We start from the raw sequence: 25,926 nt of genomic DNA, 5'->3' as shown, positions 1-25,926 counted from the left end.
GCTCCGTGGCCCTGCTCAACCTTCCGCCGCCAGCCGATCGGGGTGCCACTTCGCCCACTTCTCACGAACAGCGGCATCGAGCGGGACGTCGAAGTGCCGCGCGATGAGCAGGACCTGCGCGAGGACGTCCGCGATCTCGTCCCGGAAACCCTGCTCGATCTCGTCGTCCGTGCGGCCCTTGCGCCGAGCCTGACCCGAGCGCGCGAGGAACGCCTGCGTGAGTTCACCCACCTCTTCGCCGAGCTTCAGGACGAACCACTCGTCGGTGCGGTCGATGCCGTGCCGCTCGGCGTAGAACGCGGAGACGGCCTCGACCTCGTCGCTCAGGTCCTGGACGTCCATCAGAAGTAGGTGATGCCGTGCGGGGTCCGGGGCGGGAGCAGCATCGCGCGCAGCAGCTCGACCGACGCAGGATCCGCAGCGCGGACCAGGCCGGCGGCCGCCAGGGTGACGGGCGAGACCGACCCGATGAGCAGCGCACCGAGCTCTGCCACGTCGAGCTGGACGTCGGAACCGGCCGCGTCGGCGTCGTCGGCGATGCGCGTGACGCTGCCACGGGCCTCCTGGACGTCCAGCCGGTACGTGCCGGTCGTGTGGCCGAGCGCATCGGTGACCGCGAGTGTCAGCGAGCCGTCGACGGCGAACGGCCGCGACTCGAGCACCGCGGCCACGTCGAGGACGCGCAGCCAGACGTGGTCCTCTTCGTGGTCGACGTCGTAGGCACGGTTGTCGCCGAGGGCCGCGACGATCGGGTCGTCGAGCCGCGAGCGGTTGTACTTCACGACGTCGTTCAGGTCGATCGACAGCAGGAACTCCCACAGCGCCGTGTACGCCTGGTCGTTCGCGTAGACCAGGTCGACGATCTCGAGTGCGGTGTCGGAACCCCGGTCCTCCTTGACACGCCAGGTGACGTAGCCGTCGACCTCGTCGGAGCCGTCGGCACGGTGCACCGCCGCACGGACGTCCTTCGCCTTCTGGCCGTCGTTGCCGAGCAGCCCGAAGACGATCGGCCAGGTGCCGGCGTTGCGGACCATCGAGCCGGGCGTGCGGGTGTGGAAGCGCTCGAAGACCGCCTTGCCGGGGCCGTCGGCGAGCCACTGCGGCGTGACGACGGACACCGAGCCCGACGTCGGGGCGAGGAGGGGGAGCGCGCGTTCGCGACGCACGCGCACCGCGCGCTCGCGGATCGCGCTGCCGAAGCCGAAGCGGCGGTAGATCGTGCCCTCGGACGCGGTCAGGGACGCCACGGCGTAGCCCTCGGCGACACCGCGCTCGAGCGCGTGCGTCATCATGCGGCGCAGGATGCCGCGGCGACGCTCGGTGGGCCGGACCGTGACCGCGGAGATGGCCTGCGTGTCGACGGACGACCCGTCGCCCCAGCTCAGCGCCTTGCGGAACCACGTGAAGGTGCCTGCGGGCCAGGTCTCGTCGACGGAACCGGGGAAGGGGTTCCGGACGTAGACGCCCAGGAAGGTCTCTTCGTCGGCGATGAAGTGGGACGCCATGCGCGCTGCGCCCTCGGCGTCGGGATCGGCTTCGTGGAAGCCGAGGCCGACGGCCTGCATCCACGCAGCCGTCTCGGCGTTCGGCGCCCCCTCGTCATCCGTCCCGGGCGCGAACTCGCGCAGCTCGTAGCGGTCGTCGAATGCCTCGTTGCTCACGCTCACGACCCTATCGGGACCGGGTGACGTCACGGCGTGGTGCGACGAGCCTCCTGCGCGACGACCTCGTCGAGGTCTGCCAGCGACCGCATCTGCTGCAGCGGACGGGCCATCCGGTGGTTGTCGCGGAGCGCCGGTTCGACGCGCGACAGGAACGCCCAGTACCCGGCCGTGAACGGGCACGCGTCGTCGCCGACCCGCTTCGTCGGGTCGAACCGGCAGCCCCCGCAGTGGTCCGACATCCGGTCGATGTAGCGGCCGCCCGACGTGTACGGCTTGGTGGCGACCATCCCGCCGTCGGCGTGCTGGGACATGCCGATGATGTTCGCGGGCATCACCCAGTCGGTGCCGTCGACGAACACGTCGGTGAACCACTCCGTCAGGTGCACCGGGTCGTAGCCGCGCTGCAGTGCCCAGTTGCCGAGCACCATGAGGCGCTGGATGTGGTGCAGCCAGCCGTGGTCGTGCAGGCCCTCGATCGCGGTCCGCACGCAGACTGCCTCGACCTCGGACGCGTCGAGGTCCTGCCACCAGCCGGGCAGCCGTCCGTGCGCGCCGAGGGCGTTCTCCGATGCGCCGTAGTCGTCGCCGAACCACCAGTAGAGGTGCCAGACGTAGTCGCGCCAGCCGGCGACCTGACGGACGAAGCCCTCGACGCTGGCGAGCGGTGCGGCCTCGGTGCGGTGCGCTTCGAGGGCGGCGTCGATCGCCTGACGTGGATCGAGCACCCCGAGGTTCATCGGCACGCTGAGGAGCGAGTGCGCCATCGTCCAGTCGTTCGTCAACGTGGCGTCCTCGAACGGACCGAAGTCGCCGAGGCGCACCGCGACGAAGTCGTCGAGCGCACGCTGTGCCTCGTCCGCCGTCACCGCGAAGCGACGGGTGTCGTCGCGGCCGACGAACCGCGCCGTGCCGTCCCGCTCCCACCGGTCCAGGTCGTGCCGGACCTGCTCGTCGATGTCGTCCTCGTCCGGCCACCACGGCTCGGGCAGCCCGAGGGTCGTCGCACCCTTCGGCGGCGGCTCGCGGTTCTGGTCGTCGAGGCTGAACTTCCCGCCGATCGGCTTGCCGTCGCGCAGCAACCAGCCCTCGCGGCGCCGGACACGCTCGTAGTGGTCCTCCATGCGGAACCGACCCGTGCCCTGGGCCGCCCACTCCGCGAACTCGTCCTCGTCGGTGACGAACCCGCGGCTGGGCAGGATCACGGTGTCCCGGCCCCAGTGCCGGACCTGCGCGCGGAGGGTGCGGGACGGCGGGTCGATCGCCTCGAGGTCGTCGCGGCCGGTCAACGCTTCGCGGAGGGTGTCGACCTGGACGTGCTCGGCACGGTCACCGAGTTCGTGGACGCGGTGGCGCAGGGCACTCAGCCAGAGGTGGGCCTTCGCCCGGTGGACGGGGCGGGCGGTGAAGAACTCGCGTGCCTCGACGACGAGGGCCGGGCCGCCGTCGTCGAACGCAGGACCGTACTGGCCGGGCAGGACCAGGCGACGACGTTCGGTGGGCATGGGTGGACCGTACCCAGTGGGCGCGGTGGGGTTGTCAGTCAGGGGCGCTCGAAGCGCTCGGTCACGGGCGCTCGTCGACGAGGGCGATGAACCGGCTGCCGATGCCCTCGACCTCTCGTCGGGTGAGCCCGGCGGTCGGTTCCGGCGCCTGGTACGGCTCGTGGTAGTCGCACATCAGGTAGTCCCACGCGGGCCACCACTTCTTCGGCCGCGCTTCTTCGGCGAACGCACAGACGACGCACTCGAGGTGGACCCAGACCTTCTTGGCACCCGTGCGGTTCGCTCGCGACTGCACGAGCCACGCGGGCGGATCCTGTTCGATCGCGTCGAGTTCGGCTTCGCTGAGACGCGAGGGGATTCCGTGGTGGGTCGCCATCTCGAGGGTGATGTCGAGTCGAACGGCGGCGTCGCGTCGGGAGAGCATCCGACCAGATTAGGTTCTGTCGGGGCGCAGTGCCCGTCGGACCGCGCAGTGCCCGTTGGATCGCGCAGCGCCCGTCGGACCGCGCAGCGCCCGTTGGATCGCTCAGTGCCCGTCGAGGGCGTGGCATCCGCCGTCGAGGACCCACCCAGCCGTCGTGACCTCGGCCGTGCCGTCCCGCTGGACCTCGCCGATCAGGCAACCGGACATCTCGACCTGCGCCTCGAACAGCACCTTCTCACCGCTCTGCGTCGTCACGATCCAGCGGTCCGGCGCCCCGACGCCGTCGAGGATCTCCTCGACCGCCGGCTGCAGGACCGGGGTCGACTGCGCGGCGAGCTCCCGCTCCACCTGAGCACGTGCGACGTCGAGCGCTGCCGCCGACTCCGCGCTCAGGTCGGTGCGGTCGTGGTGCCGTTTGTTGAGCCCGTACTGCGGCGGGCTGTCGCCGCCCGGGCCGGCGCCGTCCCCGGATGCGGCGTTCGTCCCCGCGGCGTCCGTCGGTGCTCCGGTCGCGGTGCCGGCCTGTGCGCTGCTCGTCGACGGGCCGCTCGAGGCCGTGCTGCTCTCGGCGGCGCAGCCCGTCAGCACGATCAGCGCGAGCAGCGCCCCGGTCACCGATGCAGTCGTTCTGTGGTCCCCCATGAGCGGCATCCTGACAGAGCGCGGGGGAGAGCACGGGGCTCGTCACCGGATCGTGATGCAGGGTGCGACCGTCGCGTCCTTCCGAACTCCAACCAGGTCAGGTGGGTCTGGTCGGCGACGAGGGCCCGACCGTCGCGGCTCGTCCCGAGTGGGCCGCGGTCGGCCTCCTGCAGAACGACGCGGGGCACAGGCCGGTGCGATGCGCTGGAGCGGCGGTGGCCAGATGGCGGGCGAATGCGATCCGTTCGACAAGGGGCTTGATCTGTAGCGATTGAGGCACTTCATCGAGCATTTTTGCGGGACAGGCGTACGGGGATCCGCCGATCAGCGCGGACGTGGCGGCCCATCGGTCGCGTTGCGATGGTCAGGCTGAAGCGGTGAGCGACCGGCTACCGGACGCTCTGCATGACGCTGCGTTCTTCGGTTGCCGTGAGCCCAGAACGGCGGGATCGGTCCAGTCCCCGTGATCGTTCGTCCTCGAGGACGTCAGCAACGGTCGATTCGAGCGGTCGAACGCGTCCACCCATCTGCTGGAAGGCCAGCGCTGAACGCTGGGCGAGGGCCGCGTCGGACAGTGGCAACCACAGCGGCAGTGATCGGGGTCCCGCCCAGTGCCGAACGTCGTGCGCGAGCAGCACCTCGTCCTCGACCTGCTCGAAGGAGCCGTCGAAGTGGGCGACCGCCGAGACGCGGGCAAAGAACGTACTCATCGGGAGGACATCCCCGACAGCATTGGCGACCCCGACGTGGCGGTCCCGTGCTGCCCGGCTGAGCCATGCCGAGAGGTCGGCGACGTCGATCACCTGAACGAACCGACCGGCCGTCGTCGGAACGAGCACCGGACCGCTCCTGCTCAACCGCGCGGGCCAGTACCCGAACCGGTCGCTCGGATCGCCGGGGCCGACGATGAGGCCAGGCCGGGCAACGAGCAGCCGGGAGCCCAGCCGGGCGGTGCTGCTGTGCTCGGCCGCAACCTTGGCGTCCGCGTACTCCGAGAGGTTCCTCGGTTCCACCAGCGTTGCCGACTCGTCTGCTCCCGGCTCATCGTTCCGGGCGTACACGGACACGGTCGACACGAGGGTCCAGTGCGCCGCAGTGTCAGCAAGTTCGGCGAGGGCTGGCTCGACGAGCTCTGGCTCACTGGACAGCTCGATCACTTCATCCCAGTCGCCCCGCACCAGCTTGTACGCATCGTCTGCTCGCCGGTCCGCGCGCACGAGCCGTGCACCGTCCGGCAGGGCTCCGGACTCACCTCGAGCAAGGCACGTGGCCTCGACTCCCTCCGCGACGAGATTGCGCACGATCGCTTGCCCCAGCCAGCCAGTCCCACCCAAGACAAGTGTCTTCATGACCCCAGCTAATCGAAATGGCCCCGCTCACCGGGTGCAGGTCCGCTCACAGCGCACCGGATTCGCCGCTGCGACGGACCGTCACGGCGTGGCTCTCGCGTCATGCGCCTGGCTGAGACGTCCGGTAGCCGATTGGCTATCGGACGATCAGCTACCCCGCTTGCGTCCGTGTGGGGTTAGGTCACCCCTTAGCGTCGTCCCATGGATCAAGACGCGCTGACAGCCGAAACGGCCACCGCCGCCGATGTGCCTGCCGCTCAGGCGCTCATCGAGGGTGCGAGGCAGTGGCTTCGATCGCGGGGGATCGATCAGTGGCAGGATCCGGTGCCGGACGCCGTTCTGGTTCGCGACGCAGAGCAGGGCAGTCTCTTCCTCGTACGTCAGGACGAGGTGGTCGTGGCCATGGTCACGGTGGCCGACTCGGATTCCGAGACGTGGGACGTGGCGAGCAGTCCCGCTGTGTACGTGCATCGGTTGGCCGTCGCTCAGACGCATCGTGGCAGTCGGCTCGGGCAACGACTGCTGGCGTGGGTGGAGCAAAGGGCTGCTGACCGCGGGGCGGCCTTCGTGCGACTTGATTGCGCGACGGACAACCCCGGGCTACGGAGCTTCTACGAGCGGCAAGGGTTTCGGCACGTTAGCGACGTCATGGTCACTGCCCTCGACGGTGGGCGGCAACTGGCTTCCAGCCTCTACGAGCGCGAGCTGGTCCGGTAGCCGATCGTCCAACGTGACATCGCCGGCCCGTAACGTTCGACGCCGCGCTCGTATCGTTGGCCGATGGATCTCGATCACGTTTGGCCCTTGTTTGGGCTGCGCCTCATGACTCCTCGGCTGGAACTGCGACCCTTGCGCGACGAGGATCTTCCTGGGCTCGTCGAGGTGGCCCTGTCCGGCGTCCACGATCCCGCTCGAATGCCGTTCGGTGTCCCATGGACGGACGCAGAACCGACAACGTTGACTCGTTCTCTGGCGCAGTACCACTGGAAGCTCCGGTCCGGCGTGAGCCGTGACTCGTGGGGTGTGAGCTTCACCGTGCTTCACCAGGGGACACCGGTCGGGGTCCAGGAGCTGCACGCTCGCCGCTTCGCCGCCCGCAAGACCGTCGAGAGCGGCTCATGGCTTGCCCTCGGACATCAGGGCCACGGGCTCGGAACCGAGATGCGGGCGGCGCTGCTGCTGTTCTCGTTCGACCATTTGGGAGCTGAGTGGGCGGAGTCGAGCGCAGTCGCTTGGAACGAGCCATCCCTTCGGGTGTCCGCGAAGCTCGGTTACGAGCTCAACGGTGTCACTCGTGCCCAGACCCGCGCCGATGAGGTCGTTGACGAGGTCAGGGTGCGCTTGAGGCGGGAGGGCTTCGCTCGGCCGAGTTGGAGCCTGATCACTGAAGGGGTCGAAGCAGCGACCGAGTTCTTGATGTAGTCGAACAGGCGAGCGCTCGGCGGTCCGGTAGCCGATCGTCTACCGGACGTCGGTGTCCTCTGGCGCATCTCTGCGACGGCGGATAGCGCGGAGAACCGCTCTCCAGCTGGCGAGGTACACCACGAGGCCGATTGCTATGGCGATCGTTTGCGGGGCGCCGACGAGCACGAGTACCACCGCTGCGAGGAGCGCTCCCAGAAGAGCGCCGACGAGAAGTAGGGTCTGGAAGTTGCGCAGCCGCCGCTCAGCTCTGGTCGCTCGCATGTTTCGAATCTAACGAAAGCGTACGTCAGCCAATCCCTTACCGGGCGCCTCCATCGTTCAGGAGAGAGGGCTAAGCGCAACGCAGCCGGTCCCAGCGTCGACGCGCAAGACCGCTAGGTCGTTTCGACGTCCCTCGGCTCGAACGACGACATCCTTGCCCACCGCTGAACTCACCAGCCGAAACAAGCGAACAAGCTCGTGACGGCCTCGTCGTCGATCATCTCCCGAAGGTCGAAGTCGAACTCGATGGGGGCTCCCCAGGCGAAGAAGAAATTGACCTGGACGCCGTCAGTCGGCCAAACGGAATAGCTTTCTCCTTCGTCACCTCCGCGGCGCTCGTCAACGCGGATCCAAGGCGCTCTCCTGAGGGCGTCGCGCAGCGTGGTCCATGTCAGCCTCGAGGGACCCGAGTACTTCAGCATCAGGAAGCATCAGCGGCACCAGACCATCAGCTTCACAGAACGCCTGCCGGAGAGCCGCTGCCGTGATCTCATCATCCACAGCTTGAACCTCTCAGCTCAGCCCGCTGGGCGCGACGTCCCTTGAAGGATCCGCCATCGAACGTCCCCCACACCTAGTATCCGGTGCACAGTGGGGTCATGAGCGAGGAAGAACGCCGGGCTGACCGGTTGGCGGCAATCATCGGCGGTGTGGCCGCCTTCGTCGCCCTCATCGTTGTGATCGCGTGGGCTCTCGCGACCCAGTCCTCCGCCATCGTGACCTGACCAGGCCAGACCCGCGTGGTTTTGCCCGGTACAGGATCGGCCACCGAACAGCTACGCCTCACTGCCATCACGTCGACCTGGTTGGGTGAAGTCCATGTGGATTCCCGGACTCATCGCTGGGCCGGCAATCATTGCGGTAGCGGTCACTGCGTTCGTGCGTCCGGCGCCGATCGCGCAGTACTTCGTCGACGCCCAGCAGGGGAGCCGCGGTCCGCAGAGTGCGATGACCCCGGGACTCGTCCGTGTGCTCGCTGTAGGGCTGGCAATGATCGGCATCGTCTGGACACTCCTGTCCATCTTCGGTCACCCCGAGTGACCGGCGAGTGGAAGGCGCGACCAAACGGAGTCCGGTAGCCGATCGGCTGCCGGAGTTGTCGATTCGACCGCGGCGACGGAGTGGCCGATACGCTCCGACCATGAGCATCATGACTTCGTGGCCTGTGCGACGGTGAGCATCGAGTCTTTCGACGTTGAGCCGATCGACCATCGCACGGTGGTTCGATGGCTGCTCGGTCTGTTGGCTGCCTTCACTGGTGCTCTTGCGATCATCGGGTGGCCGCTACCGGCGGCCCCGGGGAGATACGTGCGGGCCGACGCGTGGGAGCGCACGGCCGCCTTGATTGAAGCATGGTGGTCCCACGACGGTTGGCGAATGTCTGGGGCGTCGTGGTTCTGGGGTGGGGTCGCGATAGGCGCGACAACTGGTGTGATCATGATCGGTGCCGCAAAGGAGCGACCATCGCGCAGAACATGGCTCCTGACCGTGTTACCGGGGGGCGTCATCGCAGCGCTGGGCCCGTTGGTTCAGGTCCTGTTGGGAATCCGGTGGTCGAACTACTCAAACAACCACGACAGCCGGTCCACGATCATCGTGTACGCGATCGGTTTGGCCGTAGCAGTAGGTCTTCCGTTTCTGCGCGAATGGGTGGTGCGTGGCCGCGAGAAGAGCGACGGCGACGGCGCTCTTCGACCTTGATGCACCGAAACCCCCGGTTCAAGACGAGTCGCCGAGGCGAATCGTTGTTGTCGGACGACGGACGCAAGTCGACCCGCCCGTCCTCTAGCTCTCGTCGCGGGTGCGTCCGCTAGCCGATCGGCTATCGAGCCGCGAGTCTGAGGACGGCGGTATCCCGGGTCATCGATACCACTCCTCGTCGATCGTGGCGAGCTTCGACGGCCGCAGCTCGTCGGTCAGGCCGTAGAAGCGCTGGAAGGCCATGATGAGCGGCCGCCACCGGTCGGGGTCGATGCGGTTCGTCGTCCCCGCCGCACGGATGTCCTCGTGCACGTGGACGCGGGAGACCGCGGCTTCGAACAGGAAGGTCGCGCCGTCGCCCGACTCCTCGCCCGTGAGGGTGTGCGCGTTGACGACACGCGCCTCGAGGTTCACGGGGCACTCGTCGATCCGCTCGGCACTGACGGTTTCCCCGGGGCGTCCGTGCAGTCCGGCTGCGGTGAGCTTGTCCGGGACGTGGCGGTAACCGACCCGTTCCTTGCCGTCCGGCACGGGGTCGCGTCCGGTCGTGAGCGCGAGGGCGTCCACCGCGGAGACCAGCCGGGCCGAGGGCAGGTTGATGACGCACTCGCCGGTGGACAACAGGTTCTTGGCGGTCTGGGACCGGCCGCCCATGCCGAGCACGGCGGTGTGTCCGAGCCAGAACACCGACGACATCGGGGCGGTGTTCGCCACGCCGTCCGCGTTGATGGTGCTCAGGAGGACGACGGGCGTGCCGAAGTAGAGGATCGCGGGATCGATGCGGGTGTGCTGCACGGGCTGCTCTCTGTCGAAGCCCGCGTCGGTCGCGAGCACCGCTGAGTCTCGCGATCCGCGCACGCGGTGGCTGGCGGGTTCCGGACGTCGCATCCGGGCGCCCCTTCCGGCGGCCGGCCCGTCCCGCCAACCCTGCCACCATGGAGCGGTGCGCATCTTCGTGGCCGGTGGTTCCGGTGTCCTCGCTCGATCGGTCGTCCCGCTGCTCCTCGCAGCGGGACACGAGGTGACCGTGACGTCCCGGTCGGTTGAGAAGGCGCGGCTGCTCGAACGTCCGGGTGTGACCGCCGCGGTGCTCGACGCGCTGGACCGTGACGGCACGATCGCCACGGTCGCGCGTGCGCAACCGGACGCCGTCCTGCACCTCATGACGGACCTCGGCACCGGGAACTCGGCCAGCAACGCGCTGCTCCGGTCGACGGGGACCCGGAACCTGGTCGACGCGGCACGAGGCGCCGGCGTCGACCGGATCGTCGCCCAGAGCATCTCGTGGATCTACCCGTCCGGCACGGAACCGGCCACCGAGACGGACCCGTTGGACCTCGACGCAGTGGGGCCCGACGGACGACGATCACCGCCGTGCGGGAGCTCGAGGCCGCCGTGCAGGAGGTCGGCGCCGGCGTCGTGCTGCGGTTCGGGCAGCTGTACGGACCCGGCACCTGGTACACGTCAGACGGTCGGTTCGGGGAGGCGGCACGTGCAGGTCGGCTCCCCGCGACGGAGACGGTGACCTCGTTCCTGCACGTCGACGACGCAGCAGCGGCCGTCGTCGCGGCGCTCGGCTGGCCTGCCGGTGTCCGGAACGTCGTGGACGACGAACCAGCACCCGGAACAGCGTGGGTCCCCATCTTCGCTGCCGCTGTCGGCGGGCCGGTGCCGGGCGCCGAGCAGAGCGACGACCCCGGGCGCCCGGTGTCCAACCGTCGTGTCCGCGAACTGGGCTTCGCACCGCGGTGGTCGACCTGGCGGACGGGCTTCGCCCTCTGACCGTGTCCGGTGGCCCGTCGGTACCCGAGACGCCCGCCACGCCTCGCACGATCACCCGACAAGCTGTTGCAATGGCAAACATCCGCCGAGCCGCAGTCGGTGACGCTGAAGCGATCGGACTGTTCCAGATGCGTGCATGGGAGCAGACCTACCGCGGCGTCGTCCCGGACTCGTTCCTCGACGCCAGGGCCCTCCAGCCGGGAACCGGACGCTGGGCGGAGCGCATCCGTGCCGGAAGCCGGCACGTGTTCGTGGCCGAGTCGGCCAGCGGCCGGCTCCTCGGCGTCGCCAGCACGACGCACACATCCGGAGCACGGGACGGCCTTCCCGCACTCGAATTGTCGACCCTGTACGTCGATCAGGGCTCACACGGAACAGGGTTGGCGTCGAATCTCCTCCACGCCGCGATCGGCGGAGACGACGCGCACCTGCTCGTGTTCTCGTTCAATCTGCGCGCCCAGCGCTTCTACGCGAAGCACGGATTCGAGCGCATCGGCAGACGGCAGCTCGACCCAGGAACCGGACTCGACGAAGAACGATGGATCCGTCGGCTCCCCGACCCTGACAAGCCGACTCGTGAGCCGATCCTGTATCGGTACGGGTGACTCGTAGGCTTACCGGGTGATTGCGCGCGTTCTCGGTTCTGGTCGTCCGCTTGTCGCCCTCCACGGGTTCGGTGTGGATCACCGGATCATGCTGCCGCTGGCGGACGCCGTGCAGGACCTGCCTTGGCGGATGGTGTTCCTCGACCTGCCGTGGGCCGAGGCTGCTGCCGGGACCTCGACTGCAACGAGCGCGGTCGAGGTGGCAGACGAAGTACTCGCTGAGATCGACGACCACCTCCGCGACGAACCGTTCGCCGTCATCGGGAACTCGTTCGGCGGCATGATCGCCCGTCATGTCGCGCACGAACGTCGGGACCGCGTGCTCGGCATCGCGACCCTGGCGGGTGTCGTGCAGCCTGCCCACGCAGACCGTGACGTCCCCGAGCGCACCGTGCTGCACACCGCACCGTCCGTCCTCGAAGCCGCTGGCGACGCGCGAGCAGCGTTCGAGGAGGTCAGCGTCATCCAGGACGCCGCCGCGTTCGCAGCGTTCGAGGGGTACGTGCTGCCCGGGCTCCGTGGCGCCGACCCTGCTGTGATGGACCGCATTGCCGCCGACTACGCACTGGACGCCGTGCCGGAGGAGCGCCACTCGGATCCGTTCACTGCTCCGGCCCTGCACCTGTTCGGTCGGCAGGACGACGTCGTCGGCTACGAGGACGGGCTCGCACTCCGAGACCACTACCCGCGAGGGAGCTTCGTCGTCCTCGACGGTGCTGGACACAACGTGCACCTCGAGCAACCAGAAGTCACTACCGCCCTGGTCCGCGACTGGCTCGCACGCATCGACCGGTAGCCCATCCTTCACTGGGGCAAGAGCGGGCTGACCCCGTGCCGTCGCCCCTGCGAGTGCGCGATGGGTGTGGCTGGTGCTTGCATCGTCAGGTCTCGTCGGCTCTCGTGTCGTCGTGCGCATCAGCGCGCGTTCGGTCCGCGGTGCGCCGCCGCACTCCTGGACGTCACTGACCGTCCGTCGCCGTCCGCTTGCGGATCCGGTACGGAGCGATCCTCCGGCCATCAGCCCCTGAGGAACTCGGCGACCAGCGTCGCAGCTGCGATGACGCCTCCGAGAACAAATCCACAGCCGGCGAATCGTGTGAGTTCCGGAGTGAACTGCCCTCCCCAGAACTCCCCTTGCACTTTCCGCGCGAAGCGGGCGATCGGCTTCGGGAAGATGATGAGCACACAGCCCCATGCGACGGCGATGACTGCCAGCCCGACCAAGAACGTACCCACCTCGCTGAGCGTAGTGCGGTCGCGCAGCGCGGGCGATGGGAGCAGTCCCACAAGCTGATCTGTGCGTGAGGCTGTGCTCGGTGGTGTCGACGGGAGGCGCTTGCCGGCGGCTACGAAGCGAGCGTCACTGATCAGATCCGCGCGCGACGATGAACGCATCGAACAAGGCTCGCTCGGAAGTGTCGTTGGTGGTCGCGTCGAGCATGATGCCGTCGCAGCCCTTCGGCACGTCGATGGGGATGCGGGCCGTCGCCCCGCAATGGATGTTCGCTTCGCCGACGAGCGAGTTGGTGTCGAACGAGTCGCCGTACTTGTCGTGCTTGGTCGTGATGTCCTGGATGGCGAGGTGCACCGTCTTCGTGGATCGGCAGACGGCGAGCACGTCGTACGGGCCCACGAGCTCGGTCTGCAGTGTGATCTCTGCGCGCGCCTGCTTCGTGTTCTCGTCATCGACGAGGAGTTGTCCGCCACCGCGCGCGTGGTTGCCAGCGAGCTGGGACGACATCTGGCCGAGCCAGTCCTGCCCGTAGTCCTTGGGGAGGCCGTTCCCGGTGGTGTGACTCGTGCAGCCGGCGAGGAAGAGCGTCGAGCCGATGGTCAGAACTTCCACGGTCAGTCGGTGGGGGGTGTTCAGCACCTGTTGATCATGCCTGCAGGACAACGGCGCGGCCAACCCCGTCATCGCGGAGTCCTGGTCGCACTGTGATGAGTGATTGCGCCCTGTCGACCTTCGGCAACACCCTCGACGTCTGGCGCTGGCTAGCGTGGTCTCTTGAAGACGGCAAGGTTCTGGCGCCTTCTCTTCAGCGGCGTGGGCCTGTGGGCCGATGTACTGAACTGCCAAACCGTCGGCTCCCGGTACCCCTTCGCTCCGCGAACGGCGAGCAAGCTCCGCGAGGTCGTCGGCGAGCCAGGAGCGGACGGACGCGCGTTTCCCTCGCGGCCGGAGTGAACGTTGGTGCCGGTGCGGCCGCTGCGTGGCCGCACCAAGTCACTCTTCTCGGGTCGTTCGAACAGCCAATCCGATGCGCACTTCACCGGGCTCCATCGAGCCATCGGCTCCCGGACGGTGGCCAACTCAGTCGAATTCGTCGACCCGGTACGGCGCGGACGCGCCAGCGTAGAAGACGACCTGGGCGCGAGGTCCGACGTCGCCCTGCAGGCGCCCGGCTGTTCGGAGTCCGAGGGCGCGGGTCTCGGCGTCGCCGAACGGGGTCCCGGCTCGTTCGGTGAGGGCACGCCAGTGGACGATTGCTTTGGCTGTTCCCTCACGTGCGCCCGCAGCACGCGCCGATCTGACGTCGCGTTTCCCGTCACGCAGGAACTCGACATCGGTGCCCGGTCGTCCGTTCGGCAGCACGACGGCCGTCCCCGACTCGGTCACCATGTCGATGCCACTGCCTGCGCCGCACCAGACGTGGACGCCGTCACCGAGTTCGAGCTGGACGCGACTTGCGAGGGTGAAGGACTCGACTCGGTGGGCTTCCACCACCTCGGGGGACGCCGAGGTCGACGGGACTGCGCTCGACTCGTCACGATCGTCGAACACCTCTTGCCTCACCTGCTCGAAGACGTCGTTCCAGGCCTGCAGGTCGTGCCGGAGTGACGCGCTCAGCCCGAGGTCCGTGGCCTCGGCAACCCCGAAGTGCTCTCTGGACCGCGATCCGCGGTACCACAGCGGCGAATCGTCGACCATGTACTCGGCCATCACGAGGATGATCACGTTCACCACCCGCACAGCGTACGACGGCGTCCGGCAGGGCTCTCGGGCGATCAGCCCGGTGGTGTCGCGGACGCGACCCGCCGTGCGCCGCCCGTTGACGGGGGAAGCGCACCTGACGACGGACTGGAGGCCGTGCTCACCACGTGAGCAGGGCCTCCAGTCCGTCGTGTGGTCGCGTCAGGACCGCTGGCGGCTCCGGCGGACATGGTGCGGACGGCGAAGCCGAGCAGGGCGGCGAGCAGCGCGGCGTCGCCGTGATGACGCGCGGCGAGGCGTGCTGGAACATGACCGTGTCGCCGTGGATCTCGCCCGAGGCGACGCTGCAGTACTCACTGCACGCGTCCTCCCGTCCGGGGGCCGGTCAGTAGTCGGGGTCCTGGCGATCCTGGTCCTGCCAGGGCAGCATCCGGCCGGCGACCAGCGACAGCACGCCCCCGAACATGAAGACGAGCAGCACCGCCCACCAGGGGTTGCGGCGTTCGCGCGGCTGCTGTCCGTCCATGCCGTCACGATAGCGGGTCAGTCGGTCGCACCTCGGGGCGGTTCGACGAGCAACCCGACGCGATCGGCCAGGTAGTCGGCGAGCGGGACGGCGGAACCCGCGGCCGGTGACCAGCGGACGAGCGGCACGCCGTCCTCGACGAAGAGCACCGCGGTCGAGCCGACGAGCGTCCCGTCCAACGCGATCGCCGTGGCGCCGTGGTTCACGGTGTCGCCGGCCGCGAAGTGCCCCTTCGCTGCAGCCGCGCGGTAGGCCCGTCGGACCTCGGCGGAGACCGACTGGAACTGCGCCCGGCCCGGGTCGGTCACGCGGGTGATCGCCCCGGTGGCCCAGACCCGACCGCCGGACTCGAGCGACGAGCCGATGAGCAGCGCACCGACCCGCCACACACGGCCGAGGGGCCGCATGGTCGCTTCGCGGCGGATGCCGAGCACCGCCTTCGGCTGCACGTACTCGCCGAGCGCTTCGTCCGGCACCCCGGCGGCACGGAGCCGACGTGCGGCATCGTCGAGCAGTTCGCGCGCTCGTTGCGCTCCGTCGGTCACGTCCACCGAGCCTAGACCGGGGCCTGCCCCGAGCCCCGGTGCGCTGCGCTGCGGCGCCCGTGACCGGACGTCGTACTTCGCCCGTGACCGGTCGTCGCACGTCGCCCGTGCCCGGCCGTCGACCGTCGGCGGCGCGCAGCGGTCACGGTGCCGATCGCGATCATCACGCCGCCGTACGCCAGCAGGACCCCGGCGACGGTCGGGATGAGCCAGGTCCGCGACCCGTTGACGAGCTGGTTGACGACACCGAGCTCGGGGATGCTGTACCAGACCACGCCCCGGATCTGCGCGGCGGAGACGGGGTGCGGGTCGGCCTCCGCGTTGTTGTCGCCCTTGAGGACGAAGGTGCGTTCGCCGTTCGACGCCGAGGACACCGAGACCACGCGGTGGCTGATGACGGCCGGCTGGCCGGAGACGATCTGGTAGGTGACGACGTCGCCTACCTCGATGTCGTCGACGGCGGTGGGACGGACGACGAGCAGGGTGCCCGGGGGCAGCGTCGGCTCCATCGACTGGGTCAAGACCGTCAGCGGCATCGAGCCGGTGGCCTTGGGCACCACGATGAGCACGACGGCGAGGGCCGCGACGAGCAGGAGCAGTCCGGTGCTCACGCCGAGGACGACGGCGTGCACGACGGCGCGCGCGCCGGAGCGCTCAGCACGGGCGGTCGCGCGGGTCATGCGCCACACCGGATTGCCGCGCCGTTGTTCTGGGTGAAGAGCGTGACCGGGCCGCTGCCGGCGACGGTCGAGGTCGGGTTGCCGGCGCTGTCGAGGACCTTGACGGTCACGGTGAGCGTCCCGGAGGTGCCGGCGCTCGCCGGGACGTCGTTCGGGGCGATGGTGATGAACGCCGAGTAGTCCTGCGCCTTCTGGCCGATCGCGGTGGTGCCGACGAAGGCGCCGTACCAGGTGTCCTTCGGTCGGTTCGCGGCGTCCCAGCGCACCTCGACGTACCAGCCGTCGTGGTCCGTGCAGACCAGTGCGGGACCGGTGTCCGCGGCCGTCGCCGGGGTGGTCAGGGTGAAGCCACCCTGCACGACGCCCGAGGTCCAGCTGCCGCTCGCCACGGTGAGGTTGACGTTCACGGTGGCCGTGGCGGATGCCGGGGCCGAGGACTTGAGCGTGCTGCGGGTGCACCAGATGGCCGAAGCGCCGGCGGCGAGCTTGGACGTCATGCTCGGCAGTGACGCCCAGGTGCCGGTGACCGATCCGCTGCCCACCGCGGCGTTCGTCGTGCACGCCGCGGTCGCGGCGACGGGCCACGCGACGACGGTGACGGCCTGGGCGAGCGCCGTCGAGCTGCCGGAGACGACGGACACGGTGGTCGTCGCGGTGCCGGCGATCGTGCCCGAGTCGGTGAGCGTGATCGGCTTCGTGACCGTCGTCACCGTGGACGAGAAGGTGGTGGTCAGCGCGCTCGTGCCGGCGATCGAGGCGGAGAGCTTGCCGATGGTGACGCTCGAGGCCGTGGTGCCGGACGCGCTCCACAGTGCCCAGGCGGCGCTCGATCCGCCGCCGACGAACACGGCGATGAGCAGCACGGCGACGACGAGTCGGAGTCGGCGGTTCATGCGGAGACCTGTGTTCCCGTGACGGTGAGGGTGAAGTCGGTGACGGCGCCGGAGACGCTCTGCGGCGCGTCAGCGTCGAGGACCAGCTCGACACAGCCGACGGAGCTCGCACCGGGCTGCAGCGTGAACGAGCTGCTGCCGGTGTCGAAGGCTGCGAGACGGCCGCTCGCGCCGGACAGCCCGGCGGTGCAGGCCGCAGCTGATGACACGTTGGTCAACCGGAGCGTCAGTTCGCCGAGCACGGCTGCCGACGAGGCGTTCGTCGCGGAGGCGACCTTGGTGGACGTCGTGGCGACGCGCATCGACAGCGGGATCGAACCGGTGTTCTTCACGGCGAAGGAGCCGGTGACGCCGGTCCCCGGTCCGAGGACGGTCGTGTTCATCGTCGACAGGGTGCCGACGGTGATCGTCGCCGTCGCGGACTTGACGGTGGTGGCAGCGGTGCTGGCGGTGCCGTTCCAGAGGGCGTAGGTCCCGCCGACGCCGAGGAGCGCCGTGGCGACCGCGACGACCAGGGCGAGCGCGACGGGCAGGACCCACCGGTGGCGTCGTGCCGCGCGGTGGCGGCCCGTCGTCCTCGGCGTCCTGGTCATGTGCGTCCCCTGGTGCTCGTCGAACGTGCGGGAGCGGGCCGCGACCGGCGGATCAGGGGCCGGTCGTGGCCCGCGTCAGTGCGATCGGTGGATCAGGAACCGATCGCGGTCTGGGTGAGGGTGAAGGCCAGGGCGCCGACGTTGATCGACCCGTTCTGCCCGGTCGTCGCCGAGGACGGCAGCGTGATCGTGAAGACGACCTTGACGGTCGAGGTGGACGCTGACGGCGAGACGACGAAGGTGTTCGCGTTCGACGTGGACTGCACGACGGTGGCGCTCGAGGACGTCACGGCGAGGGTCTTCTGCGTCGCGGCGAGGAGTGCGGAGTCGCCGGTGATGGACTGGCTGGCGTAGGTCAGGTTCGCCTTGAGGTCCTGGCCGGTCGCGCCGATGTTCAGCGTCTGCGTGAACTGGAACGTGTTGCCCGGCACCATCAGGGCGGTGCTGGGGTTGATCGCGGTCGAGCGGCCGTTGGTGATGTCCGTCCAGGCGCCGTCGTTGTTCGCGCTGAGGGTCAGCGTGCCGGAGCTCACCGAGGACGCGGCGCTCGAGGCGCTGGCGTTCCAGAGGGCGAACGTGCCTGCACCGCCGAGGAGGAGGGCGATACCGGCTGCGCCGGCGATGGTGCCGGTGACGATCTTGTGCATGGGGGGTGGTCCGTTCTGCGCTTCGGGGCGCGCTGAGCACCACCGGCTCGTGATTCGGGTCGTCGTGCCGGTGGGACGGTGTCATCGACCTCGCGGGTGAGGGGTCGCGGCTGACCGGTGCCGAGAGTGGTCGCCGGGCTCCGGAGCGCAGATCTGCTGCTCGGGCGGGCTGGACTCGCTCTGGTGACGACGCTACTCGTCCCCCATAGTGCGGACAAGCCACAAGATGCTTTTGCATGCACCCAGAACGGGGGTGATTTTTGTCCTCCCTGTGGAGGACATGTTTGTACCCCGATCGCGATCGGAATGTCGGGCGTTCCCCGACCGTTGCACCGACCGGAAACGAGGAGGGACCCATGGGCATCGTGCGCTGGCTGTTCGACGCGCAGATCGTCATCGGCGACCAGACGGTGCTCTGGCGCGAGGTGATCGGCAACGTCTTCGGGCTGCTCAGCGCGCTCGGCGGGATGCGCCGCAAGGTCTGGGCGTGGCCGGTCGGGCTGGTCGGCAACGCGCTCCTGTTCACCGTCTTCATGGGGGCCCTGTTCGACACCCCGAACCCTGTCAACCTGCTCGGCCAGGCCGGCCGCCAGGTCATGTTCATCATCGTGAGCATCTACGGCTGGTACCGCTGGACGCACCGCCCCGACGACACCGCCACCGTGATTGAACCGCACTGGGCCTCGTGGCGGACCCGGGTCCTGCTGGTCGTCGGCATGGTCGGTGGGACCGCGCTGCTCACCCCGGTGTTCCGCGCCCTCGGGTCGTACGAACCGGTGTGGAGCGACGCGTGGATCTTCGTCGGTTCGCTGCTCGCGACCTACGGCATGGCGAAGGGCTGGGTGGAGTTCTGGCTCATCTGGGTCGCGGTCGACCTGGTCGGCGTCCCGCTCCTGTTCTCGGCCGGCTACTACGCGTCGGGTCTCATGTACGTCTTCTACGGCGTCTTCACGCTGACCGGCTTCTTCGTGTGGATGAACCAGCGGGTCAAGCCCCCGGCAGTCCCCGTCACGGTCGGCTGAACGGCCCGCCCACACCGAACTGGTCCACGACGACCCGGCGCGGATGTGACGGCCCCCGGTCTGGGACGAGACAATGGGGTACCGCACACGATGGGATGGTCCGATGGAACCCCTGCACGGCGAACGCGTCGAGGATGATCAGTCCCTCGCCGAGCGCACCGTCCGCGGAGCGATCCGCGCCTACCGGCTCCACCCCTTCGACGCGGTCGACGCCTCGGTGGTGGCCGAGGTCGCGGGCATCCCGCTCGAGACCGTGGAGCGGTTGTTCCCCGCGTGGGAAGCGTTGTTGCTGGTGACGTACGACCGCTGGACGCAGCTGCGGGGCACTCGTCGGAAGACGCCGCCGGCGTGCACGATCGACCACGTCCGGTTGACCCTGGCCGAGGACGTCGCCGACCCGGGCCTCGTCCGGGTCCTGGCGGGCGTGATCACGGTCGCGAGCTCGGAGTCCGGGTTCGCCGAGCTGTTCCGCAAGCGCTTCGACGAGTACGTCGAGCAGCTCAGCAACGGTCTGCAACGCGACTTCGACAGCGGCGTCGAGGAATCGGCGATCCCGGCGTACCAGGCGGCGACGCAGCTGCTCGCGGTGTACGAGGGGCTGCAGATCCAGATGCTCGTCCGGCCGCACATCGACGTCATGGTCGAGTTCGACCGCTCGGTCCGGACGCTCCGACAGGGCTGGAAGCAGCACGAGCTGCCGTCGTGGGACCTCGACGCCGACGTCCCCGAGCGCGAGACGTCACAGCGCCAGCGACCGGCCGACCAACAGCAGACCGCACGCGAACCCGAGCGGGAACCCCAGAGTCGTCCCTAGCGGGCGGCCGACCGCCGCCGCCACGACGCGATCTGCCGCAGCGTCACCTTCGACCCGTACTGCGCGACCGAATGCCGGAACAGGTACTCGGCGAACCACAGCAGCAGCCCGGCGGCGACGAACACCTCGACGATGCAGACCACCGACTCGGTGACGCTCAGTGAGCCGACGGCGTTCCGGACCATGGCGGTGACGGGCGTGAACGTCGGGAAGTACGTGAAGAACGCGGCGACGGGCGACGACGGGGTGGTCATCACGAAGAACGCCGCGTAGAGCGGGATGATCAGGGCGAAGATCGCCGCCGACTGCAGCGCCGAGGCGTCCTTGATCGACGGCACCGCGGCACCGACGGCGACGAACAACCCGGACGCCAGCAGGACGCCGCCGACGAGCAGCAGGGCACCGACGAGCATCCGCCACGGGTCGATCGTCAGGCCGCCCAGCTGCGAGGCGACGAGCGGCAGGACGGCGAGCATCCCCACCAGCCCGGGGACGACGAACACCCCGACCTGCACGAACCCGACGAGCAGCATCGCGATCACCTTGCCGCGGATCAGGTCGCCGGCGGTGACGGCCGTCAGGATCATCTCGGAGATGCGGTTCTCCTTCTCCTCGACCACGACGGTCACCATGCGTGCGGCGAGCAGGATGACGAGCCCGAAGAAGGCGGCGACGTACAGGAACGGCGGCACGATCGACAGCCAGCCCGGGGCGACCCGCCCCTCGGCGTAGGTGGTGACGTCGGTGGCTGGCGGGGATCGCAGGAGCTCGACCGTCTCGGGGTCGTCGACGGTCGCGGCGACACTCTGCTCGAGCACCCGTTCGGCGAGCGACGAGTAGCCGCCGTTCGCGAACAGCCCGCGGTCTGCGGCGTCGACCCGGATCGCGGTGGTCGACGGCGACGCGGGGAACTCGATGAACGCGTCGAGGGCGCCGGAGCGCACGGCGGCGCGGTCGGCACCGGCGTCGGTGGACGGCGATCCGCCCCACTTCGCGGCCACGGACTCGGACACCAGCCCGGAGTGGTCGACGTAGCGGAACGGGGTCTTCGTGGCCGACGAGCCCGAGACGACCGAGTCGGTGCCGGCTGCCTGTCCGATGCCGACGAGCAGGGACACGATGACGATGACGACCGGCAGCGCGAGCGTGCCGATCCAGAACGCGGGCTTCTTGACCGCGCGGACGAACTCGAACCGGACGACGGTGCCGAGGCGGCTCACGCTGCTGCCCCCGCGGCCGCGAGCGCGTCGTGGCCGTAGACCTGCACGAAGATCTCGTCGAGCGGGATCCGACGCATCTCGAACGCGGTGACGCGGACGCCGTCCGCCACGAGCGCGGCGAGGATGTCGGCACCGTCCGGCGCGGCGGCGGACGTCGGCACGAGGTAGGCGACGTGCCCCTCGTGCCGCGCGAGCTTGTACAGCGGCGAGCGGGGGACCGGTCCATCGAGGCCGACCCGGGCGACGGCGCCGCCGAAGGCGTCCTGCACGTCGGGGATGGACCCGTAGGCCGCGGCCGTGCCGTCCTTGAGCAGCAGGATCCGGTCGCAGAGTCGCTCGACCTCGTCCATGTGGTGGGTCACGAGGATGACGGTCGCGCCGTCGGCCTTGCGCTCGTCGACCAGGTCGAGCAGCAGTCGTCGGTTGACGGGGTCGAGGCCCTTCGTGGGTTCGTCGAGGATGAGCAGCCGCGGCCGGTCCATGATCGTGATGCCGAGCTGCACCTTCTGCTGCTGCCCACCGGAGAGCTTGTCGACACGGAGCTTGGCGCGGTCGGCCAGGCCCACGCGGGCCAGGTAGTCCATGCTCCAGGCGGTCGCCTCGGGGCCGCGCAGCCCGCGGAGCCGTCCGAAGTAGGACATCACGTCGATGACGGATTCCTTCCGGTAGAGCCCGCGTTCCTCGGGCAGGTACCCGATGCCGCCGGTGGCGGGCCGGTACGGCTGGCCGTCGATGGTCAGGGTGCCGGCGGTCGGGGTGGTGATGCCGAGCAGGGCGCGGATCGTGGTGGTCTTGCCGGAGCCGTTGCTGCCGAGCAGGCCGAACGTCTCACCCGCGGCGACGTCGAACGACAGTCCGTCGACCACGTTCCGGTCCCCGAACCGCATGACGAAGTCCTGCACGCTGATGGTCGCCCCGCTCATGCCGCGACCCTACCGGGACCGGCTGACGTCCCGGCTGCCGGTCGCGGCCCGAGACGGTGACCGCACGACGGACGGGAGGCACGGTGCCTGCCCGCACCGTCCTCCCTCGCAAGCTCGGTCGGCGCGCCCCGCGCAATGCTTCGCATTGCCGCCGAGCGGGGCGCGCCCGTCCGTCACCTGGTCGCGTCCACGACGCGCACCCTGCGTCAGGAACGCAACCAGGCCGTCCCCACGCCCGTCAGGGCGCCGTCTGCCACCGGCGCCGAGGCGAGCAGCAGCTCGCCGGCGGGGAGTTCGTAGGGCTCGTCGCCGAACACCGTCACGCTCGTCCAGCCGTTCGGGCGTCGGAACGCGAGCACGTCGTCGCGGCCGGTCGCGAGCCACTCCAGGTGCTCCTCGGACTGCAGCTGGCCGCGCAGCCCGAGGGCCTTCCGGTACAGGTTCAGGGTCGAGTCGGGGTCGGTGTCCTCGGCCTCGACGCTGGCGTCCGCGAACCACGTCGGCTGCGGCAGGTGCGCGGTGCCGGAGCCGAAGCCGAACGACGGGCCGGACCGGGTCCACGGGATCGGCACACGGCAGCCGTCACGGCCGACGTCGACACCCGGGTTGCGGAAGAACGCGGGGTCCTGACGGTCGGCGTCGGGGATGTCACCGACCTCGTGCAGGCCGAGTTCCTCGCCCTGGTACAGGTAGGCGGAGCCGGGCAGCGCGAGCTCGAGCAGGGTCGCGGCCTGCGCTCGGCGCAGCCCCAGCGGTCGGTCGAGGTCGTCCTGCGAACCGCCGGCGAGCAGCCACGCGCCACCCTGCTTGTCGGTGGAGCCGTTCCGCGCCGGCAGCGCGTACCGGGTGGCGTGGCGGACGACGTCGTGGTTCGAGAAGACCCACGTGGTGGAGGAGCCGGACTGCTCGGCCAGACCGAGGTTGAACTCGATGATCGTGCGGAACTGGCCGGCGTCGAAGTCGGCCTCGAGCAGGTCGAAGTTGAACGCCTGTCCGAGTCCGTCGGCGCTGGCGTACCGAGCGCGGCGGTCGGCGGCGACCCAGGCCTCGGCGACCGCGGTCCGGGCGGGGGTGTACTCGTTGAACACGGTCCGCCACTCGGCGTAGATCTCGTGCACGTCGTCGCGGTCCCACAGTGGGTGCGAGCCGTCCTTCGGGATCTCGGCGAGCTCCGCCCAGGTCGGCAGGGTGCCGGTGGGCAGGTCCTTCGCGAGCCCGTGGGCGACGTCGATGCGGAAGCCGTCGACGCCGCGGTCCGACCAGAACCGCAGGGTGTGCAGGAAGTCGTCGCGGACCTCGCGGTTCGCCCAGTTCAGGTCAGGCTGCTCCTTGGCGAAGGAGTGCAGGTACCACTGGCCGTCGCCGACGGCGGTCCAGGCCGGGCCGCCGAAGATCGAGATCCAGTCGGCGGGCGCCTGTTCGCCGGAGGGCCCGGTACCGTCGCGGAACACGTACCGGTCGCGGGCAGGGGAGCCCTTCGGCGCGGCGAGCGCCTCGCGGAACCACTCGTGCCGGTCGCTCGTGTGGTTCGGGACCACGTCCACGATCACCCGGATGCCGGCGGCGTGCAGTGCCTCGACCATCCGGTCGAAGTCGTCGAGCGTGCCGAGCTTCGGGTCGACGTCGCGGTAGTCGTCGACGTCGTAGCCGCCGTCGGCCAGCGCGGACGGGTAGAAGGGGCTGAGCCAGACGGCCTCGACACCGAGCGAGGCCAGGTACGGCACGCGCTCGGTGATGCCGGGCAGGTCGCCGATGCCGTCGCCGTTCGCGTCCGCGAAGGAGCGCGGGTAGATCTGGTAGACGCTGGCCTGGCGCCACCAGGTCTCGTCGGTCGTGGTGGTGGTGTGCTGGGCGAGGGTGTCGGTCACGGGGTTCCTCTCGAGGTGGCTGGTCGGGGTGGCCGTCTCGGCCGGGTCGCTCACTTGATGGCGCCCTGGGTCACACCGGCCATCACCCATCGCTGGGTGACGAGGTAGACGATGATCGCCGGCGCCATCGCCATCAGGTACGAGGCGAACGACACGTTGTAGTTGTTGCTGAACTGCGTCTGGAACATCTGCTGCAGCACCGGCAGGGTCTGCAGCGCCGGGTCCGAGGTGATCAGCGACGGCATCACGAAGTCGTTCCACGACGCCAGGAACGCGAAGATGCCGACGGTGGCGCTCATCGGTGCGAGCAGTGGGAACACGAGTCGCCAGAACACCTGGCCGGTGCTCGCACCGTCGATGCGGGCGCTCTCCTCGAGCTCGGCCGGGATTGACCGCAGGAAGGCGGTGAAGAGCAGCACGCTGAACGACAGCTGGAACATGACGTGCAGCAGCGCGACGCCGAACGGGTTGTCCAGGTGCGCGAGGCCGGTGAGCTTCACCTGCGACAGCGCGAGCACCGGGAACGGCAGGAACATGGCGGCGAGCAGGTAGAAGAACGACCAGCGGAACAGCCGACGGTCCCAGTTCCGGGCGATCGCGTAGGCCGTGAACGACGCGAGCAGGATCGTGCCGACGACGGTGATCGCGGCGACGAGCACCGAGACGCCGAACGCCCGCGGGAAGTCGGTGAGCTCCCACGCCTGCACGAAGCCGTCGACGCTGAAGGGCGCGGGCAGCGAGAACGCGTTGCCGTCCACCGCCTGGCTCGTCGTCTTGAACGCCATCGTCAGCGTGACGTACAGCGGCACCAGGATCGAGAGCGCGCAGAGCACGAGGACGACGGTGACGGGCCAGTTGGCGGTACCGCCGCGGCGGCCCGCGGTCCGGTCGGCGTCGACCGATCGGATGCTGCCCGTCTTCGTCGTTCCCGGACGGAGGGGTGTCTGGATGGTCATCAGAGCGCTGCCTTCCCGCGGGTCGCCCGCAGCTGGATCACGGCGATGACGACCGCGATGACGAAGAAGATCGTGGCGTTGGCCATCTGGTACGCGTAGTCGCCGCCGTTGAAGCCCTTGAAGATCGACATCGCGACGCTCGTGGTCGAGGTGCCGGGGCCACCGTCGGTCAGGCCGACGATGATGTCGTACGAGTTCAGGAAGTTCTTGAACCCGATCACCAGGTTGATCAGGATGTAGCCGGCCGTCAGCGGCGCGGTGATCGAGATCAGCTGCCGCCAGGCGCTCGCGCCGTCGAGGGCCGCTGCCTCGTAGACCTCGCCGGGGATGGACAGCACCCCGGCGATGTAGATGAGGAGCGTCGACGGGATCGCCTGCCACGCGGTGACGATCACGATGGCGACCCATGCCAGGTCGGGGTTCGCCAGGATGCTCTGCTCGAGCGGACCGAACCCGATCGCGGTGGCGAACGCCGGCAGGCTGTTCGCGAACAGGAACGAGAACACGTACGCGATGACGATGCCGGAGATCACCATCGGCAGCACGAACACCGCGCGGAGGGCGACCTTGCCGCGGATCTTCGAGGTCAGGGCGATGGCGAGCAGGAACGCGACCGCGTTCACGACGATCACGGTGACGAGCGAGAACCCGAGGGTGAACAGGTACGCCTGCAGGATCGCCGGGTCGGAGAACACCGCGACGTAGTTCGTGAGCCCGATGAAGCGGAACTCACCGAACCCGACGGAGTTCGTGAAGCTCAGCACGATGCCCATCACGGCCGGCAGCGTGATGGCGAGCGTGAAGAGCAGCAGGGTGGGGAGCAGGAAGGCGAGGAAGAGCGGTTCGATCCGCTTCCGCCTGTGGGTGACGGACTGGAGGCCCGGGGCGGCTCCGCCCCGTCGGCGGCGGTCCGCCGTCGTGATGGCTTCGGTGGTCGTGGTTGCCATGG

The 25,926-nt window shown here is 69.3% G+C and carries 32 protein-coding genes and 1 pseudogene; 11 read left to right on the top strand and 22 right to left on the bottom strand.

The window, feature by feature from the left end:
• Positions 1-15: 15 nt before the first annotated feature.
• From KZI27_RS15540 to KZI27_RS15515, 6 genes are all read right to left on the bottom strand, one after another.
• Positions 16-342, bottom strand: coding sequence for a MazG nucleotide pyrophosphohydrolase domain-containing protein (locus tag KZI27_RS15540; protein ID WP_131845820.1), 327 nt, complete (start codon positions 340-342; stop codon positions 16-18).
• Positions 342-1,661 (bottom strand): GNAT family N-acetyltransferase, encoded by a 1,320-nt coding sequence (locus tag KZI27_RS15535; RefSeq protein ID WP_222658317.1) that lies wholly within the window; start codon positions 1,659-1,661, stop codon positions 342-344. Before KZI27_RS15535 ends, KZI27_RS15540 begins: the two co-directional genes overlap by 1 nt.
• A gap of 29 nt (positions 1,662-1,690) precedes the next feature.
• Entirely contained in the window at positions 1,691-3,166 is a 1,476-nt protein-coding gene (locus KZI27_RS15530; protein ID WP_222658316.1) for a cryptochrome/photolyase family protein, read from the bottom strand.
• Positions 3,167-3,227: 61 nt separating this feature from the next.
• Positions 3,228-3,590 (bottom strand): hypothetical protein, encoded by a 363-nt coding sequence (locus KZI27_RS15525; RefSeq protein WP_222658315.1) that lies wholly within the window; start codon positions 3,588-3,590, stop codon positions 3,228-3,230.
• 102 nt (positions 3,591-3,692) lie between these two features.
• Positions 3,693-4,232 (bottom strand): hypothetical protein, encoded by a 540-nt coding sequence (locus KZI27_RS15520; RefSeq protein WP_222658314.1) that lies wholly within the window; start codon positions 4,230-4,232, stop codon positions 3,693-3,695.
• A gap of 389 nt (positions 4,233-4,621) precedes the next feature.
• Entirely contained in the window at positions 4,622-5,581 is a 960-nt protein-coding gene (locus KZI27_RS15515; protein WP_222658313.1) for an NAD-dependent epimerase/dehydratase family protein, read from the bottom strand.
• 201 nt (positions 5,582-5,782) lie between these two features.
• Here KZI27_RS15515 and KZI27_RS15510 point away from each other — a divergent pair, with 201 nt between their 5' ends.
• Together KZI27_RS15510 and KZI27_RS15505 are read left to right on the top strand one after the other, a co-directional pair.
• On the top strand, positions 5,783-6,298 hold the full coding sequence (locus KZI27_RS15510; RefSeq protein WP_222658312.1) for a GNAT family N-acetyltransferase: 516 nt from the start codon (positions 5,783-5,785) through the stop codon (positions 6,296-6,298).
• 63 nt (positions 6,299-6,361) lie between these two features.
• Positions 6,362-7,003, top strand: a complete 642-nt coding sequence (locus KZI27_RS15505) for a GNAT family N-acetyltransferase (RefSeq protein ID WP_222658311.1) — start codon at positions 6,362-6,364, stop codon at positions 7,001-7,003.
• 434 nt (positions 7,004-7,437) lie between these two features.
• On the opposite strand, the gene KZI27_RS15500 is transcribed toward KZI27_RS15505, so the two are convergent.
• Positions 7,438-7,689: a hypothetical protein gene (locus KZI27_RS15500; RefSeq protein WP_222658310.1), complete on the bottom strand. Its 252-nt coding sequence runs from the start codon at positions 7,687-7,689 to the stop codon at positions 7,438-7,440.
• Between the two features lie 177 nt (positions 7,690-7,866).
• Between KZI27_RS15500 and KZI27_RS20290 the strand changes: the two genes are divergently transcribed.
• Complete coding sequence (locus KZI27_RS20290; protein WP_261783923.1) at positions 7,867-7,992, top strand: hypothetical protein; 126 nt, start codon at positions 7,867-7,869, stop codon at positions 7,990-7,992.
• A 448-nt stretch (positions 7,993-8,440) separates the two neighbouring features.
• A complete protein-coding gene (locus KZI27_RS15495; RefSeq protein WP_222658309.1) occupies positions 8,441-8,968 on the top strand; it encodes a hypothetical protein in 528 nt (175 codons plus the stop codon).
• 159 nt (positions 8,969-9,127) lie between these two features.
• Here KZI27_RS15495 and KZI27_RS15490 read toward each other — a convergent pair whose 3' ends face one another.
• Positions 9,128-9,802: a flavin reductase family protein gene (locus KZI27_RS15490; protein ID WP_261783922.1), complete on the bottom strand. Its 675-nt coding sequence runs from the start codon at positions 9,800-9,802 to the stop codon at positions 9,128-9,130.
• On the opposite strand from KZI27_RS15490, the pseudogene KZI27_RS20475 reads away from it, so the two are divergent.
• The 4 genes and pseudogenes from KZI27_RS20475 to KZI27_RS15470 form a co-directional block, all read left to right on the top strand.
• Positions 9,747-10,286, top strand: a pseudogene (locus tag KZI27_RS20475) (NAD-dependent epimerase/dehydratase family protein); the annotation flags it as partial. The gene KZI27_RS15490 and the pseudogene KZI27_RS20475 overlap by 56 nt on opposite strands.
• 56 nt (positions 10,287-10,342) lie before the next feature.
• Entirely contained in the window at positions 10,343-10,750 is a 408-nt protein-coding gene (locus KZI27_RS20285) for a hypothetical protein (RefSeq protein WP_261783921.1), read from the top strand.
• Between the two features lie 71 nt (positions 10,751-10,821).
• A complete protein-coding gene (locus KZI27_RS15475) occupies positions 10,822-11,355 on the top strand; it encodes a GNAT family N-acetyltransferase (RefSeq protein WP_222658305.1) in 534 nt (177 codons plus the stop codon).
• Between the two features lie 16 nt (positions 11,356-11,371).
• The gene (locus tag KZI27_RS15470) at positions 11,372-12,151 is read left to right on the top strand and encodes an alpha/beta fold hydrolase (protein ID WP_222658304.1); all 780 of its coding nucleotides are present in this window, start codon (positions 11,372-11,374) and stop codon (positions 12,149-12,151) included.
• A gap of 221 nt (positions 12,152-12,372) precedes the next feature.
• On the opposite strand, the gene KZI27_RS15465 is transcribed toward KZI27_RS15470, so the two are convergent.
• The 3 genes from KZI27_RS15465 to KZI27_RS15455 form a co-directional block, all read right to left on the bottom strand.
• Positions 12,373-12,591, bottom strand: a complete 219-nt coding sequence (locus KZI27_RS15465) for a hypothetical protein (RefSeq protein WP_222658303.1) — start codon at positions 12,589-12,591, stop codon at positions 12,373-12,375.
• 124 nt (positions 12,592-12,715) lie between these two features.
• Entirely contained in the window at positions 12,716-13,228 is a 513-nt protein-coding gene (locus tag KZI27_RS15460; protein ID WP_222658302.1) for a hypothetical protein, read from the bottom strand.
• 441 nt (positions 13,229-13,669) lie between these two features.
• Positions 13,670-14,323 carry a hypothetical protein gene (locus KZI27_RS15455; RefSeq protein ID WP_222658301.1) on the bottom strand — a complete coding sequence of 218 codons (654 nt, stop codon included), beginning with the start codon at positions 14,321-14,323 and terminating at the stop codon, positions 13,670-13,672.
• A 134-nt stretch (positions 14,324-14,457) separates the two neighbouring features.
• Here KZI27_RS15455 and KZI27_RS15450 point away from each other — a divergent pair, with 134 nt between their 5' ends.
• Positions 14,458-14,682, top strand: a complete 225-nt coding sequence (locus KZI27_RS15450; RefSeq protein ID WP_222658300.1) for a hypothetical protein — start codon at positions 14,458-14,460, stop codon at positions 14,680-14,682.
• On the opposite strand, the gene KZI27_RS15445 is transcribed toward KZI27_RS15450, so the two are convergent.
• From KZI27_RS15445 to KZI27_RS15420, 6 genes are all read right to left on the bottom strand, one after another.
• Positions 14,676-14,816, bottom strand: coding sequence for a hypothetical protein (locus KZI27_RS15445; RefSeq protein ID WP_165901085.1), 141 nt, complete (start codon positions 14,814-14,816; stop codon positions 14,676-14,678). The genes KZI27_RS15450 and KZI27_RS15445 overlap by 7 nt on opposite strands.
• A gap of 17 nt (positions 14,817-14,833) precedes the next feature.
• On the bottom strand, positions 14,834-15,361 hold the full coding sequence (locus KZI27_RS15440) for a hypothetical protein (protein WP_222658299.1): 528 nt from the start codon (positions 15,359-15,361) through the stop codon (positions 14,834-14,836).
• A gap of 11 nt (positions 15,362-15,372) precedes the next feature.
• Positions 15,373-16,041: a signal peptidase I gene (locus tag KZI27_RS15435; protein ID WP_222658298.1), complete on the bottom strand. Its 669-nt coding sequence runs from the start codon at positions 16,039-16,041 to the stop codon at positions 15,373-15,375.
• On the bottom strand, positions 16,038-16,934 hold the full coding sequence (locus KZI27_RS15430; RefSeq protein ID WP_222658297.1) for a hypothetical protein: 897 nt from the start codon (positions 16,932-16,934) through the stop codon (positions 16,038-16,040). Before KZI27_RS15430 ends, KZI27_RS15435 begins: the two co-directional genes overlap by 4 nt.
• Positions 16,931-17,527, bottom strand: a complete 597-nt coding sequence (locus KZI27_RS15425; protein ID WP_222658296.1) for a TasA family protein — start codon at positions 17,525-17,527, stop codon at positions 16,931-16,933. Before KZI27_RS15425 ends, KZI27_RS15430 begins: the two co-directional genes overlap by 4 nt.
• 92 nt (positions 17,528-17,619) lie before the next feature.
• Positions 17,620-18,174: an alternate-type signal peptide domain-containing protein gene (locus tag KZI27_RS15420; protein ID WP_111084438.1), complete on the bottom strand. Its 555-nt coding sequence runs from the start codon at positions 18,172-18,174 to the stop codon at positions 17,620-17,622.
• A gap of 356 nt (positions 18,175-18,530) precedes the next feature.
• Between KZI27_RS15420 and pnuC the strand changes: the two genes are divergently transcribed.
• Both pnuC and KZI27_RS15410 read left to right on the top strand, forming a co-directional pair.
• Positions 18,531-19,196 (top strand): nicotinamide riboside transporter PnuC, encoded by a 666-nt coding sequence (pnuC, locus tag KZI27_RS15415; protein ID WP_222658295.1) that lies wholly within the window; start codon positions 18,531-18,533, stop codon positions 19,194-19,196.
• 103 nt (positions 19,197-19,299) lie between these two features.
• On the top strand, positions 19,300-20,010 hold the full coding sequence (locus KZI27_RS15410; RefSeq protein WP_222658294.1) for a hypothetical protein: 711 nt from the start codon (positions 19,300-19,302) through the stop codon (positions 20,008-20,010).
• On the opposite strand, the gene KZI27_RS15405 is transcribed toward KZI27_RS15410, so the two are convergent.
• The 5 genes from KZI27_RS15405 to KZI27_RS15385 all read right to left on the bottom strand — a co-directional run bounded on the left by KZI27_RS15405 (position 20,007) and on the right by KZI27_RS15385 (position 25,924).
• Positions 20,007-21,230 (bottom strand): ABC transporter permease, encoded by a 1,224-nt coding sequence (locus tag KZI27_RS15405; RefSeq protein ID WP_222658293.1) that lies wholly within the window; start codon positions 21,228-21,230, stop codon positions 20,007-20,009. The two genes, KZI27_RS15410 and KZI27_RS15405, sit on opposite strands and share 4 nt — an antisense overlap.
• Entirely contained in the window at positions 21,227-22,153 is a 927-nt protein-coding gene (locus tag KZI27_RS15400; protein ID WP_123338726.1) for an ABC transporter ATP-binding protein, read from the bottom strand. Before KZI27_RS15400 ends, KZI27_RS15405 begins: the two co-directional genes overlap by 4 nt.
• 206 nt (positions 22,154-22,359) lie before the next feature.
• Positions 22,360-24,021: a glycoside hydrolase family 13 protein gene (locus KZI27_RS15395; protein ID WP_222658292.1), complete on the bottom strand. Its 1,662-nt coding sequence runs from the start codon at positions 24,019-24,021 to the stop codon at positions 22,360-22,362.
• A gap of 50 nt (positions 24,022-24,071) precedes the next feature.
• Complete coding sequence (locus KZI27_RS15390) at positions 24,072-24,977, bottom strand: carbohydrate ABC transporter permease (protein WP_222658291.1); 906 nt, start codon at positions 24,975-24,977, stop codon at positions 24,072-24,074.
• Positions 24,977-25,924 (bottom strand): carbohydrate ABC transporter permease, encoded by a 948-nt coding sequence (locus tag KZI27_RS15385; RefSeq protein ID WP_222658290.1) that lies wholly within the window; start codon positions 25,922-25,924, stop codon positions 24,977-24,979. The genes KZI27_RS15390 and KZI27_RS15385 overlap by 1 nt, the downstream gene beginning before the upstream one ends.
• Positions 25,925-25,926: the final 2 nt, after the last annotated feature.

The organism is Curtobacterium sp. TC1, from assembly GCF_019844075.1.
Lineage (GTDB): Bacteria > Actinomycetota > Actinomycetes > Actinomycetales > Microbacteriaceae > Curtobacterium.
The sequence above is the reverse complement of the archived record's forward strand: the minus strand, read 5'-3'. Positions and strand labels throughout refer to the sequence as shown.

Excerpts from the sequence above, each read along its gene's own strand:
- KZI27_RS15540 (WP_131845820.1), bottom strand. The coding sequence starts at position 342 with ATGGACGTCCAGGACCTGAGCGACGAGGTCGAGGCCGTCTCCGCGTTC.
- KZI27_RS15420 (WP_111084438.1), bottom strand. The coding sequence starts at position 18,174 with ATGCACAAGATCGTCACCGGCACCATCGCCGGCGCAGCCGGTATCGCC.
- KZI27_RS20290 (WP_261783923.1), top strand. The coding sequence starts at position 7,867 with ATGAGCGAGGAAGAACGCCGGGCTGACCGGTTGGCGGCAATCATCGGC.
- KZI27_RS15525 (WP_222658315.1), bottom strand. The coding sequence starts at position 3,590 with ATGCTCTCCCGACGCGACGCCGCCGTTCGACTCGACATCACCCTCGAG.
- KZI27_RS15430 (WP_222658297.1), bottom strand. The coding sequence starts at position 16,934 with ATGAACCGCCGACTCCGACTCGTCGTCGCCGTGCTGCTCATCGCCGTG.
- KZI27_RS15530 (WP_222658316.1), bottom strand. The coding sequence starts at position 3,166 with ATGCCCACCGAACGTCGTCGCCTGGTCCTGCCCGGCCAGTACGGTCCT.
- KZI27_RS15505 (WP_222658311.1), top strand. The coding sequence starts at position 6,362 with ATGGATCTCGATCACGTTTGGCCCTTGTTTGGGCTGCGCCTCATGACT.
- KZI27_RS15400 (WP_123338726.1), bottom strand. The coding sequence starts at position 22,153 with ATGAGCGGGGCGACCATCAGCGTGCAGGACTTCGTCATGCGGTTCGGG.
- KZI27_RS15410 (WP_222658294.1), top strand. The coding sequence starts at position 19,300 with ATGGAACCCCTGCACGGCGAACGCGTCGAGGATGATCAGTCCCTCGCC.
- pnuC (WP_222658295.1), top strand. The coding sequence starts at position 18,531 with ATGGGCATCGTGCGCTGGCTGTTCGACGCGCAGATCGTCATCGGCGAC.
- KZI27_RS15385 (WP_222658290.1), bottom strand. The coding sequence starts at position 25,924 with ATGGCAACCACGACCACCGAAGCCATCACGACGGCGGACCGCCGCCGA.
- KZI27_RS15425 (WP_222658296.1), bottom strand. The coding sequence starts at position 17,527 with ATGACCAGGACGCCGAGGACGACGGGCCGCCACCGCGCGGCACGACGC.
- KZI27_RS15500 (WP_222658310.1), bottom strand. The coding sequence starts at position 7,689 with ATGCTGAAGTACTCGGGTCCCTCGAGGCTGACATGGACCACGCTGCGC.
- KZI27_RS15510 (WP_222658312.1), top strand. The coding sequence starts at position 5,783 with ATGGATCAAGACGCGCTGACAGCCGAAACGGCCACCGCCGCCGATGTG.
- KZI27_RS15390 (WP_222658291.1), bottom strand. The coding sequence starts at position 24,977 with ATGACCATCCAGACACCCCTCCGTCCGGGAACGACGAAGACGGGCAGC.
- KZI27_RS15445 (WP_165901085.1), bottom strand. The coding sequence starts at position 14,816 with ATGGACGGACAGCAGCCGCGCGAACGCCGCAACCCCTGGTGGGCGGTG.
- KZI27_RS15435 (WP_222658298.1), bottom strand. The coding sequence starts at position 16,041 with ATGACCCGCGCGACCGCCCGTGCTGAGCGCTCCGGCGCGCGCGCCGTC.
- KZI27_RS15515 (WP_222658313.1), bottom strand. The coding sequence starts at position 5,581 with ATGAAGACACTTGTCTTGGGTGGGACTGGCTGGCTGGGGCAAGCGATC.
- KZI27_RS15520 (WP_222658314.1), bottom strand. The coding sequence starts at position 4,232 with ATGGGGGACCACAGAACGACTGCATCGGTGACCGGGGCGCTGCTCGCG.
- KZI27_RS15475 (WP_222658305.1), top strand. The coding sequence starts at position 10,822 with ATGGCAAACATCCGCCGAGCCGCAGTCGGTGACGCTGAAGCGATCGGA.